The organism is Mesorhizobium sp. M0292 (assembly GCF_040321695.1).
Lineage (GTDB): Bacteria > Pseudomonadota > Alphaproteobacteria > Rhizobiales > Rhizobiaceae > Mesorhizobium.
This window is the reverse complement of the sequence record NZ_JAMYSB010000031.1, coordinates 1-11,468: the sequence shown is the minus strand read 5'-3', so window position 1 is coordinate 11,468 and position 11,468 is coordinate 1. Positions and strand designations below refer to the sequence as shown.

Below are 11,468 nucleotides of genomic sequence, written 5' to 3'. Positions count from 1 at the left end.
CTTCAGGCTTATTTCTGAGCCAGCAGCTTCTTGAACAGCTCCTCATGGTAAGGAGAAAAGATGTAGCCGTCAGCCGGGAAGTCCTTGGCCCGGGCGAGGTATTCGTCGATGTTGGAATTGTCGATTACCGGCAGCGGAATCTTGACGAAAGCCGGCACATCCTTGCCTTCCAGCGCCTGGACGGCAGTGTAGGTGGCGAAGGCGCCGAGCCAGTTCGGCTGCATCGTCGCCCAGCTCTTCAAGCCCTTTTCTTTCCAGAGTTCCAAAAACTGCCGGGCGTTCTCACCGGTGATCGGCACCTGTTCACGGCCCTGCTTGTCGAGGGCCAGCACGGCGCCTGCCGACAGAGCGCCGCCGAGCGACAGGATGCCGTCGATCTCGGGGTTGGCGAAGAGGAGGCTGGTGACGGCTTCCTGTGCCGGCGCGACGTTGTAGGGCGTGTTGGTCTCGGCAAGCACCGTCACGTCGGGATGGGCCTTGAGCTCAGCGTCGGCGCCTTTGCGCCTGTCATCGCTGACCGAAACCCCGGCGGGGCCATTGAGGATCAGGATCTTGCCCTTGCCGCCGATGGCGTCGATCAGGAACTTGGCGGCCTGGTCGCCCCATTGCGAAGAATCGGTGTTGACCTTGGCGGTGACCTTGTCGGTGTCGACGAGGCTGTCGAAGTTGATGATGGCGATGCCCTTGGCGCAGGCGTCGGCCAGAACGCGTGCCGGTGCGGTCGACGAACCGGCGATCAGGATGATGGCGTCGACATCGGAATCGATCATCGACTGAATCTGCTGGATCTGGACGTTGGCATCGCCCTGAGCGTCGGTGACGAGGAGCTTGTCGACCAGTCCCTGCTTCTTCAGGGTCTCGACTTCGGCTTCGATCGTGCCTTGGGTCTGCTTCATCCAGGTCGGCACGGAATAGATGTTGGCCCAGCCGATCGTGTACGGCGCCTTGCGGTCGCCCTTGATGCAGTTGGCGGCGGCATTGGCCTGCGAGGCGACGCCAAAGCTCAGCACGAGACCGAGGCAAAGCGCGCTGGCGGATGCGAAAAACGGTGATTTCATCATGACTGTTCCCTTCAGAGGTTGTGGCCTCGACGTGCAGAACAAGGGCGAGGAAACCCGTCGGTCGCCGGGTCTTGGAAACCGTGTGTCCTCTCGGGATTTGTCTGCGTCAGGCTCGTTAGTTTGTCTGGTATTTCAGACAATGTGTCTGTATATCGGACAAATTGGATGCTAGACCGAGCCTTGACATCTTTCAAGCGCCTTGAGACGAGAACCGAAATGATTTTGGCGGATGGTCATGAGCGACGGCACTAACGATGCGATCGGGAAGGAAGCCGGCGCGGAGCCGCGCAACGGCGAACGACGACGCGGCATTGACCGCGTCATCATGCTGCTCGAGGCGTTGCTGCGGCACCGCGCGCCAATGCGCGTCGGCGACATCGCCAAAATGATCGGCGCGCCGCGTTCGACCACCTACGAGATCGTCAACAGCCTGCTCGACGCCGAAATGCTCGAAAACGTCGGCGGTGAAGGTTACGTCTATTTCGGACGCGCCATGCATCTGTTCGGCTGGGCCTACTCACATCACAATGCCCATTACCGTCGCATCATCGAGACCTTGGATAAGTTGGCCGCCGAGACAGGCGAGACGGTCCAGCTATGCGGCCTGCGTGGCAACAAATACGTCGTTCTTGACTGCCGAGATTCCCCAGGCCCGTTCCGGATCTCAAGCGATGTTGGGGTTGAGGTGCCGATCCCATGGACGGCATCCGGACGGCTGCTCCTCGGCCATATGAACGAGCAAGAGTTGAGGGATTTCATCCCATCTGGCGACTACAGGCTTCCCGACGGCCGCATCATTGCACCAGCCGAATTCTTTGCCGATGTTGCCTTGGCCCACCGGCAGGGTTTCAGCGAGACCACAGCCTTGGCCGACCGTTTCACCTGGTGCATGGCGGCCCCCATCCGTGACGGCCACGGCGCCATCAAAAGGACCTTGTGTTTGGTGTTACCCGTCGACACGCCGGAGCCACGGCGCGACGAACTGCTTGCGTTGCTGCGCGAGCGCGCCCGTGGACTGTCTCTGGCGGGAGGCTGACGATCAGCCGTCGTGCCCTCAGGTTGAAGCCTCTTAAAGGCACATGGATTCCGCTCTTCCCCATGGGTTCCATTTAGGTTCCGGACCTTAGTCCCATAGTCGGTGGATAAGGTCCGAACCAGGGAACACGCAACCGGAAGCCACATTAGGAGAAGACCGTCGATCAAAGTCCCTTCATCGCCGGTTGAGGATCCCGCCGCTCTTACTGTCGAGAGCGCGGCGGGATCCTTACGCGCGGAGCGAGCACATGAGATTTGTCGAGATTTTCACAGATGTGCTTACGGCCCTGCTTCTCGCTTTATTCGTGTGCGGGATATTCGCTGTTTTCGGAGGCCATCTGGTTCCTCCACGCTACGCAAAGATGGTGTTGCTGCCGGACCTCGATAAGATGACGACTGCATCATCTACACCCAGCTTGCCCGATTCCATCGACTTGCAAGTTCAAAAGCGCCCAGAGGTGCAAAGGTCTGCCGGCGTGACACAGCGCGCAGTCGGTCTGGAGCCGCCAGTGCCATCCAGCAAGCGGTAAGAATCAGCGGAGGTTTTGTGGCTCCCCAGCTATCAGAGAGCGCCGGCGATTATTGACAGACCCGGCTCTTGAAATTGGCTGAAATCGCCGCTCCACATTTCCGCATCTGTTTGAATTGTGTTTATCAACTAGTGCGAACGCTATGGCGAAGCAGGTTGAGCTGGCGGCGTTCCTGGCTGATCCCCGCCAGTGCTTGATCGCGGCGTGGGATCCTTGTCGAGCTTGGGATTTCGGTCCACCGGTTCGCCATTCACATCATCGGCCTTGGAGTTTGCAGGGTCCGTTTGGCCAGGATTTGGGCTGTAAGTATCTGGCGATGGAACCCGGCTGTTTTGCTGTGTCGCCGGTGTCTTAGCCTGCTCGCCATAGATTTCAGCGATCCCCCAGGCAACGAGCGCCAAGACAAGGCCTGCCAAGAGCACGCCAAGGACCGGTCGCCCCAAGCCACCCTGCCTGGCCCGCTTTTCCGGAATGTTTCTGCTCATGATCGCAACCTTGGGCTAAGAGGAGTGGCCCGCGCTCCAGGAGCGAAGACGCGGGCAGTCAAGAGCTCCGGATGTTGGCCATGCGGCGAACAGGGAACTCGCTGCACATACCGAACTCGCTGGCGCTGTTGATGTTCCCACGGAATCCAAACAGCGCGCCGCCGGGAGCCGGACTGGCAATTTGGGTTGGAGTGGCTGGAACGAGCCAGCTCAAGGTCAACGAGCGGCGGTGTGCGTAAGCGGGCATTGCGAGCCAGACTGGAACTTTGCCGAATCTGCCGCGTTGCCGACCATGGCCGACTACAACGAGACCACCAATCCGGTGCTGACCGGTTGCAAGGCCCGCGTTGCCACCAGGGACATCTGTTTGAAGGCTATCTGAATTTGCTCCTCGTTGTCGGCGATTCCGCCCGATGGAACATCCTGATCCGGTCGCGGTTGGGAAAGCCCGGCCAGCGACAGGAGCATCATCATGGACGTCGAACGCAACCCGGCCGAAGACAGAGGCGATATCCAGTCTGGGGTGACAGAGGACAAGACGCCGGGATTCGACCCGGCGGCGGCGCCTATGGAAACCGATGCCGAAGCAGCAGACACCTGCGCCGTGCCGGTTCCCGCAGCGACGGGCACGCCGGCTTTCGCTAATCAAGCAAGCTTCGCCAATGCGATGCGGCGGCCGGACGACGAGCACGCCCCGGCCCCGAGTAAAAACGGCCCGGTGCTGGCCATTGTCGCGCTTGTCGTCGTTGCCGCCGTCGTGTTCGTTGTCGCCGCGATTCTGGCGCGATAGCAGATCCTGCGCTTGCGCCAAACCTCTGCCCTGCGAAGCGATCAGGGATGCGGTCGTGGCAGCAGGCGATCAGCGGCTGGAAAAACAAGCTGCAGGTTGCAGCGGCGCATGGCACGCCGGCCGGCACCCTGGCCGAGCAGCATTGCGGCATGGCCGAACCCGGTTCGGCCGCCAAGGGTTGAGGCCGGATGCTCGTTCGAAGCGGGAACATTTCACATCAAGCCAAGTTCGGGCTCGCAGAGCTTGTCGTCAAGGAACAGCACATGAAGGCCCTCACATGGCACGGTAAAGGCGACATACGCTGCGATCAGGTGGCCGATCCGACGATCCAGGATGAACGCGACATCGCTGCAGAAGGTTCAGAACGGCGATATCGACCCGTCATTCGTGATCACCCATCCGGCTGGCCTCGAGGCCGGGCCCGAGCTTTACAAAACCTTCCGCGACAAGGAGGACGGCTGCATCAAAGTCGTGATGCGCCCGCACGGCTGACCGTTCTGCCCCAGTGGCCCGACTTTGTTGTCCGGCCGTCTGCATGCTGAAAAGGCGAGAGTTGAAAATGGCCAAGGACAAACCCGTATCGACAAACCCGGCCGCGACACCTCCGGTCAGATCGCCTGACGCCGCCGGCCTGCCACATCCCCCTCGCGATGCTGAAGACAGCGATTCCGGCGCCAGGCCGACGGCGCCCAAGACCGCTGGCGCCCAGGAAGCGTCAAGATCGCCGCTCGACAGCCGCGTTGCAAATCGCAATGCCGGCCGTCCTCGTCAGGCAGGCACGACGCCTCGGCCGACCGACGAACCGCTGGAGTAAAGATGCGGCGCGGGTATCTGCACCGCGGTGTGTGTGCAGTCAGGGTCTTCCTGCCCTGCCGACAGCGCCATACAGGTCTTGATCTCCCGTGGATCGCCGGGATCGGCAATCAAGACTTTAGCGGGAAATTCGATGGTACCGTTGGCTGGATCGCTTCGGCTCTACACGATTGTATTTACTATGTTTTTCTTCGTAACGGTGGGCAATTTGTATCACAATAGGTATCGTAACGCGTAACACATTTTCTGCTACTTCATGGTACATAACCACACGCGGTTGAAGCCGGCGCTACGATGCCGCTTCTCGGCCGCTTTCATCAATTGATCTGCCAAGTCGCTGGCGGCGATCGGATCGTCTCGCGCCGCAATGGGGAGTTGCTCGGCAACCCACCCTGTCCAAAAACTTCAGTCCGGGAACACTCAAAATTCCAAGCGGGGTGCGCACCGGGCTGAAAGTCCGGCGTTTTTGTCCATATCTCGTCGTACCAACGACAGAGATACATTGATGCCGAAATTCTTATCACCGGTGCTTCGTCGGGTTTCGGTCTCGCCACGGCAGAACTCTTCCTTGCTCGGGGTTGGGAGGTCGTCGCGACCATGCGCACCCCCACGCACACACACTTCAGCCTCGGCGAATGCGTTGGCGATGCTATTTCCAACGCTTTCCATAACCCGCGACCTGATCGTGAACGACCTCGTTTCGGAGTCAGCCCTTGCGCTCCTGAAGACTGTTGCCGCCGTCGACCACCAACAGGGCGCCGTTGACGTAACTCGCGCCTTCCGATGCCAGGAACACCACCGCTGCGGCAACCTCGTCCGGTCGCCCGGCCCGCGCCGGTGGCGTGTGCAGGGCAGCTTGCCGCTCCATTGCGCTAGACGAGCCCGTTTCGATCCAGCCGGGGGCCACGGCATTGGCCGTGATGCCGCTTTTTGCCACTTCGAGCGCCAGCGTGCGCGTCAGGCCGACCATGCCGGCCTTGGCGGCGGAATAGGCTGCTGTGCCTTCGAAAGACACCAGCGGCCCGGTAACCGACGCCACATTGACGATGCGCCCATAGCCTGCCTCTACCATCGCCGGCAAAAACGCGCGGGTGACCAGGAATACGGTCTTCAGGCTGACGTCGATCCCTTGGTCCCAGTCTGCCTCGGTCATGGCAAGAAACGCCTTATCGGACGAGGGCGATGCCAGCGAACCCATGCCGGCATTGTTGACCAGGATGTCGACAGCGCCGACATCAGCCCGCAGCCGCGCGACTTCGGCCGCGATGGTGAGATCGGCGACCGCAGCTTTGGCATTGATGCCCTCGGCGCAAAGTTCGGCGGCGCGATCGAGTACACGCGCGCTGGCACCGTTCAGGAAAACGGCATGACCGGCAAGACCGAGGTGCCGCGCTATGGCAAAGCCGATGCCGTCGGCAGCACCCGCCCCGGTGATCAGTGCTCGCTTGATGATAGAAGAAGGCATGGTCAAATCAGACTCCGCTGGTTGCTACGAGGATGAGCCCATAGGCCCAAGTATGCGAGATGGCCGGACAGTGGCCTCGACCTTTGTTCCTCGTCCAACACCTGTGTAGCGTTCTAAATGCCGATTGCGCAGCCGTCCTTGCGTGGGTCTGAACCGCCCTGCAGCGTTCCATTCATCCAGTCGATCATGATCGCTTGGGCGCCCCCGATCGGCTCTTCCGCCGGGACGATGCGGAATCCGCGACCGGCCAGTTCCTCCTGAACCGCGACTGGAAGCGTGCTCTCGACCTCCACGTCCATCGTGCCAGGAATTGGAAAGACGCGGGGCAGATCAATGGCTTGCTGAAGGTCGAGGCCAAAATCAAGAACTTTTGACAGGAAGTGCGCGTGACCCATGGCCTGATACGCTCCACCCATCACACCGAAAGGCATAACAACGCGCCCATCCTTCACCAGCATGCCCGGAATGATCGTGTTCAGCGGGCGCTTGCCTGGTTCGATAACGTTTGGGTGGTTGGGATCCAGCGAAAAACTTATACCGCGATTGTTGAGTATCACGCCCGAGCGCGCCGCGACGATGCCGGAGCCAAAACCATAATAGATCGAGTTGATGAAACTGACGGCGTTGCGATCCTTGTCGACGACGGAAATATAGACCGTGTCGCGATGCACCGGCATATCGAATGAAGGAAGATCCGCGCGCGCGCGGCCAAGATCAATCATCCCCGCCAGACGATCCGCCGTCGCGCTTGAAAGCAGTTGCTCGACCGGCACCGCCACCTTCGCCGGGTCGGCGAGCAAAGCATCGCGCGCCGCATAAGCAAGTCGCGTCGCCTCGATCTCGATGTGCAGCCGGTCGGCGGATTGAGGGTCACCCTTGGCCTCGAAGCGCGACAGGATATTGAGGATCATGAGCGCTATGACGCCTTGGCCATTTGGCGGACATTCGTAGACGTCGTGGCCGCGGAAACCTGTCTTTATCGGCGTCACATATTCGCCCCTGGCCCCCATGAAATCATCCAGTGTGTGCAAACCGCCGAGGCTTCGCAGGCGCGAAACCATGTCCTCGGCAACCTCCCCCATGTAGAAGGCGTTGCGTCCATCCGTAGCTATCTTGCGGAATGTTGCGGCGAGTTCTGGTTGCCGGTGCACCTCGCCGATCCTCGGCGCCCGCCCCCCAGGGAGAAAGATGCGTTTTGCGCCAGGATCGGCGGAAAGCAGCGCCGCCTCCTGTTCCCAGTCGAAATGCACGCGTGGGGAGATGGCGTAGCCGCTTTCGGCGAACTCGATCGCAGGAGCGAAAAGCTTGCCCAGCGGCAGTTTTCCATGATCGGCGTTGAGCTGGGTCCAGGCGTCCACCGCTCCGGGAACCGTTACCGCATGCGGTGAGTGACGCTCGATTTCTGTGATGCCCTGAGATGCATACCAATCGGCTGTTGCAGCCGCAGGGGCACGGCCGGATCCGTTGTAGGCGATGATCTCGCTGGACCCTTCTTTCGACATTAGGACGAAACAGTCTCCGCCGATGCCGGTAGACCCCGGTTCGACCACGCACTGTACGGCGCTGGCGGCGATGGCCGCATCGAGTGCGTTGCCCCCCGCCTCCAGAATCCGAACGGCTGCAAGCGTGGCCGACGGATGGGACGTCGCAGCCATGCCATGCCGTGCGACCACGACCGAACGGCTTGGTTTCTCGAAATCTCTCATACGCGAAAAACTCCCTAGAACGATTGCAGTGAGCGCCAGCCGATCACGCTGGACTGGTCGCAAGGCCCGATGCCGGGCGCAGATGCCGTGACAGATTGTATTCGAGCCGGCCCAGTGTCCGGGTGATGATGAAATTGAGGATCAGGTAGATAGCGCCGGCGCAGACGAAAACTTCCATGGCCCGGTAGGTTTGCGAAATGATGCCCTGGGCGATGCCGGTGATTTCCATCAGCGTAACGATGGATGCAAGTGAGGTTCCCTTGACCATCAAAATGATTTCGTTGCCATAGCTTGGCAAAGCCTGGCGCAGTGCGATCGGCAGGACGATGCGGCGCAAGGTCATCAGTCGCGTCATGCCAAAGGCCTGCGCCGCCTCAATCTGGCCGGACGGGACCGACTGCATGGCGCCGCGGAGGATTTCACTGCCATAGGCTGCGGTGTTGAGGGTTAGCGCGAGGATGGCACACCAATAAGGTTCGCGGAAAAGGCCCCACAAACCAAGTTCCTGCAATGTCGGCCGAAACTGGCCAAGGCCGTAGTAAATCAGGAATATCTGGACCAACAGGGGCGTGCCGCGAAACACCGCGACGAAACCCTTGATTGGCCCGTAAATCAAGGGCTGGCGGAGGCGCTGGGCCAGCGCCAAAGCCAAGGCGAGGATGGCGCCGAGCAGGATGGACGTGCCGGCAAGCTCAAGCGTCAGCGGCAGGCCGGCAAGCAGCGTTGGCAATATTTCAGCGAAAAAGGCGAAATCCATTACACCCCCCGAATGCCCCGAAGCGCGCGGCGTTCAGCGCGCTTGAACAGCAATCCCGTCGCTGAGGCGATGGCCAGGTAGAGAGCGGCGGCAGCCATGTAGAAGAGAAACGGCTCGCGGGTCGATCCAGCCCCGATCTGTGCCTGGCGCATCAGTTCGACAAGCCCGATTACCGAAATCAGCGCTGAATCCTTGAGCACCAGTTGCCACACATTCCCTAGCCCCGGGATGGCGTGACGCATAAGCTGGGGTGCGATCACCCGGCGCAACATGAGCGCAGGCGGCATGCCATAGGCGCGCGCTGCTTCGATCTGACCGCGGTCGATGGCGATGTAGGCACCGCGGAATACCTCCGCCTGATAGGCACCCGAAATTATGCCGATTGCCGTTGTGCCTGTGGCGAAAGCCGGCAATCCAAGGAAGCCCTGGGCGCCAAACCAATGGCCAACCGCAGTCAGCGCCATGCTACCGCCGAAATACAGGAGATAGATGGTCAAGAGGTCGGGAACGCCCCTGAATACCGTGGAATAGGCATCGGCGAGCAAGCCGAGGGAGCGCGACCCGCTGACCCGGGCCGCAGCTGCCAAGGCGCCGATCACCGAGCCGACCATAAATCCGGCGACCGAAAGCAGAAGCGTTACGAACGCAGCGCTGAGCAGCGCCACCGCCCAACCGCCGTCGCCAAACCCTAGCAGACGAACGCTATCCAGCATCGGCTAGTTCGCGCTCCGGGAAGGGCTTCTCACTTGGGCGGCGTGACGTCGGCCTTCAGCCATTTCAGCGAAAGCTTTTTGATGGTGCCGTCGGCAATGGCTTCATCGATCGCCTTGTTGAACATCGCCTTGAGCACGGTATCCTGCTTGCGCAGCCCTGCCCCAGTGCCCCGTCCGAAAACCCCGCCGAGAAAGCCGGGACCAGCGACCGTGTAGCCTGAGAATTCCGGCTTGGCCAAGGTTGCCGCCAAAGCGGTCTGCTGTGCAAACAGGGCATCCACACGGCCGGCCGCGAGATCGAGGTCGTGCTGTTCCGTGGTTTTGTACTCGCGGATTTCGACGGCGCCGTCGAAATACTTTTTCAGGAACTCCAAGTTCGCCGTCGCAGCCTGGACGCCGACGATCTTGCCGGCGATCAGCGGCTTGATCTTGTCGATTGCCGCCTTGGCAGGGGCCTCGTCTTCCAGTTTTATCTTCTCGGTCGAACCGGCCAACGCACCGAGCGCGCTGTCCTTCGCCACGGCGAACCCGGAAGGATCGATCGCATAGGGTTGAGTGAAGTCTATGACTTCAAGTCGTTTGTCGGTGATAAACATGCTCGCCATGATGACGTCGAACTTGCCAACTGTCAGCGCCGGGATGAGCCCATCCCAGTCCTGCGTAATGATGGTGCATTCAATTTTCATACGCTCACAGAGATTGCGCGCGAGCTCGACCTCCATGCCGTCAGGCTTTCCATCAGCGGTGGTAAAGTTCCAGGGCGCATAGGCGCCCTCCGTCGCTATGGTGATCTTCTTTGGCGCATCCTCGGCCGAAGCCGACAAAGCGGCAGCTAAGCTCAATCCGGCCGCAAGACATGCAATGGGTAATAGTTTCATGGTTCTGTTCCCCTTTTTTTCGGCCCTGCGAGGGCACTTTGTAGAAATCGAATATCCCTCTTGCCCGACTACCTCAACGTCGGCTCGGGCTCGCGAACTCGGCCAGCAGCGGCGCCGTGTCGAGAATGTGTCTGCGCATCACGGCTTCGGCAGCTTCGGCATCGCCGCCGCGTAGCGAATCGATCACTGCCGAATGCTCCTCCGCGGCGCTGAGCGGTTTTTCGACATAGTCGAACCAGATGCGCAGATAGGGCTCGATGGTCACATGCAGGGATGCGATTTGCCGAATAAGCTTCGGGCGGCCGCTTAGATTGCAAATGTAGCCGTGAAATTCCTGGTGCCGTGTCACCCAATCAGCGCCGCCGGCAGCGCCACTGCGCTCCATCCGGGCCAACAAGCGCTCAAGTTCGGCAATGGTTTCGGTGTTCATCCGAGGCATTGCCAGGCGAACGGCAAGCCCTTCCAGTACCGAGCGAATCTCGAATGTCTCGTAGATCTCGTCCAGCGTCAGACCAGCGACGATACAGCCACGATTGGGGCGGATCACCACCAGCCCGTCGACTGCCAGCCGCTGGAAGGCCTCCCGCACAGGCATCCGGCTCATGCCGATCTCGGCCGCGATCTCTTCCGGGATGAGCCGGTCGCCTGCACGGTAACGCCCGAGGCGTATTGCAGACTGCAGATGCAGAAAAGCTTCCTGCTCCGCAGTGGCCGGCGTCTGGGCGTAGGGAATTGCCGAATGGCTCATCTGGGGATCTTTTTTGCTGAATTTTCTGATCAACGCAAATTGGATTTTTGTATCCACAAATACAATAGAGTTCTGTCGCGCAGTCAAGGCAAATCGTCAAGAGCCCTTAGATGTTTGATCCCAGGCTTTGATGGCGCATACTTTTCGTCCGAATCAAAGGATGCGCTATGGGCCATGTTCTTCATGGGAGCGCCACGACGACAGAGGCGATCCGTCGAGCGATACAGCATAGTCAGAGAGCCTGAGGGCGCTGGCGAAGCGCTACGGCATCAATCAGAAGACGGTTAGGAAGTGGAGGAACCGGACGTCGGTCGCCGATCTTCCGACTGGCCCCAGAGATCCGAAGTCGACAGTGCTATCGACTGAGGAAGAGGCGGTCATCGTCGCCTTTCGGCGTTATACGCTGCTGCCACTGGACGATTGCCTCTATGCTCTCCAACCGACGATCCCGCATCTGTCGCGGTCATCCTTGCATCGCTGCCTGCAG

10 protein-coding genes and 3 pseudogenes are annotated in these 11,468 nt (G+C 60.4%); 5 read left to right on the top strand and 8 right to left on the bottom strand.

What is annotated here, in order from left to right:
- Positions 1-8: 8 nt before the first annotated feature.
- The gene (locus tag NKI96_RS29345) at positions 9-1,061 is read right to left on the bottom strand and encodes an ABC transporter substrate-binding protein (RefSeq protein WP_352807435.1); all 1,053 of its coding nucleotides are present in this window, start codon (positions 1,059-1,061) and stop codon (positions 9-11) included.
- Between the two features lie 229 nt (positions 1,062-1,290).
- Here NKI96_RS29345 and NKI96_RS29340 point away from each other — a divergent pair, with 229 nt between their 5' ends.
- Entirely contained in the window at positions 1,291-2,097 is an 807-nt protein-coding gene (locus NKI96_RS29340) for an IclR family transcriptional regulator (RefSeq protein ID WP_023723361.1), read from the top strand.
- A gap of 1,314 nt (positions 2,098-3,411) precedes the next feature.
- Here NKI96_RS29340 and NKI96_RS29335 read toward each other — a convergent pair.
- Positions 3,412-3,585 carry a hypothetical protein gene (locus tag NKI96_RS29335; RefSeq protein WP_023697264.1) on the bottom strand — a complete coding sequence of 58 codons (174 nt, stop codon included), beginning with the start codon at positions 3,583-3,585 and terminating at the stop codon, positions 3,412-3,414.
- On the opposite strand from NKI96_RS29335, the gene NKI96_RS29330 reads away from it, so the two are divergent.
- The 3 genes and pseudogenes from NKI96_RS29330 to NKI96_RS29320 form a co-directional block, all read left to right on the top strand.
- On the top strand, positions 3,584-3,901 hold the full coding sequence (locus NKI96_RS29330) for a hypothetical protein (protein ID WP_031201921.1): 318 nt from the start codon (positions 3,584-3,586) through the stop codon (positions 3,899-3,901). The two genes, NKI96_RS29335 and NKI96_RS29330, sit on opposite strands and share 2 nt — an antisense overlap.
- Positions 3,902-3,969: 68 nt before the next feature.
- Positions 3,970-4,083 (top strand): annotated as a pseudogene (locus NKI96_RS29325) (SDR family NAD(P)-dependent oxidoreductase); the annotation flags it as partial.
- Between the two features lie 181 nt (positions 4,084-4,264).
- A pseudogene (locus NKI96_RS29320) lies at positions 4,265-4,393 on the top strand (glutathione-dependent formaldehyde dehydrogenase); the annotation flags it as partial.
- Positions 4,394-5,420: 1,027 nt separating this feature from the next.
- On the opposite strand, the gene NKI96_RS29310 reads toward NKI96_RS29320, so the two are convergent.
- From NKI96_RS29310 to NKI96_RS29285, 6 genes are all read right to left on the bottom strand, one after another.
- Positions 5,421-6,179 (bottom strand): SDR family NAD(P)-dependent oxidoreductase, encoded by a 759-nt coding sequence (locus tag NKI96_RS29310; protein WP_352807433.1) that lies wholly within the window; start codon positions 6,177-6,179, stop codon positions 5,421-5,423.
- Positions 6,180-6,292: 113 nt separating this feature from the next.
- Entirely contained in the window at positions 6,293-7,885 is a 1,593-nt protein-coding gene (gene ggt, locus NKI96_RS29305) for a gamma-glutamyltransferase (RefSeq protein ID WP_352807430.1), read from the bottom strand.
- Between the two features lie 43 nt (positions 7,886-7,928).
- Positions 7,929-8,642: an ABC transporter permease gene (locus NKI96_RS29300; RefSeq protein WP_352807427.1), complete on the bottom strand. Its 714-nt coding sequence runs from the start codon at positions 8,640-8,642 to the stop codon at positions 7,929-7,931.
- On the bottom strand, positions 8,642-9,355 hold the full coding sequence (locus NKI96_RS29295) for an ABC transporter permease (RefSeq protein ID WP_023669344.1): 714 nt from the start codon (positions 9,353-9,355) through the stop codon (positions 8,642-8,644). The genes NKI96_RS29300 and NKI96_RS29295 overlap by 1 nt, the downstream gene beginning before the upstream one ends.
- Before the next feature lie 29 nt (positions 9,356-9,384).
- Positions 9,385-10,233, bottom strand: a complete 849-nt coding sequence (locus NKI96_RS29290) for a transporter substrate-binding domain-containing protein (protein WP_023669343.1) — start codon at positions 10,231-10,233, stop codon at positions 9,385-9,387.
- A gap of 73 nt (positions 10,234-10,306) precedes the next feature.
- A complete protein-coding gene (locus tag NKI96_RS29285) occupies positions 10,307-11,068 on the bottom strand; it encodes a GntR family transcriptional regulator (protein WP_245272100.1) in 762 nt (253 codons plus the stop codon).
- An 80-nt stretch (positions 11,069-11,148) separates the two neighbouring features.
- Here NKI96_RS29285 and NKI96_RS29280 point away from each other — a divergent pair.
- Positions 11,149-11,468, top strand: a pseudogene (locus NKI96_RS29280) (IS481 family transposase); the annotation flags it as partial.

What these genes read in the sequence shown, in the direction of transcription:
- NKI96_RS29345 (WP_352807435.1), bottom strand. Translation starts at nt 1,061, where the DNA reads ATGATGAAATCACCGTTTTTCGCATCCGCCAGCGCGCTTTGCCTCGGT.
- NKI96_RS29340 (WP_023723361.1), top strand. Translation starts at nt 1,291, where the DNA reads ATGGTCATGAGCGACGGCACTAACGATGCGATCGGGAAGGAAGCCGGC.
- NKI96_RS29330 (WP_031201921.1), top strand. Translation starts at nt 3,584, where the DNA reads ATGGACGTCGAACGCAACCCGGCCGAAGACAGAGGCGATATCCAGTCT.
- NKI96_RS29335 (WP_023697264.1), bottom strand. Translation starts at nt 3,585, where the DNA reads ATGATGATGCTCCTGTCGCTGGCCGGGCTTTCCCAACCGCGACCGGAT.
- NKI96_RS29310 (WP_352807433.1), bottom strand. Translation starts at nt 6,179, where the DNA reads ATGCCTTCTTCTATCATCAAGCGAGCACTGATCACCGGGGCGGGTGCT.
- ggt (WP_352807430.1), bottom strand. Translation starts at nt 7,885, where the DNA reads ATGAGAGATTTCGAGAAACCAAGCCGTTCGGTCGTGGTCGCACGGCAT.
- NKI96_RS29300 (WP_352807427.1), bottom strand. Translation starts at nt 8,642, where the DNA reads ATGGATTTCGCCTTTTTCGCTGAAATATTGCCAACGCTGCTTGCCGGC.
- NKI96_RS29295 (WP_023669344.1), bottom strand. Translation starts at nt 9,355, where the DNA reads ATGCTGGATAGCGTTCGTCTGCTAGGGTTTGGCGACGGCGGTTGGGCG.
- NKI96_RS29290 (WP_023669343.1), bottom strand. Translation starts at nt 10,233, where the DNA reads ATGAAACTATTACCCATTGCATGTCTTGCGGCCGGATTGAGCTTAGCT.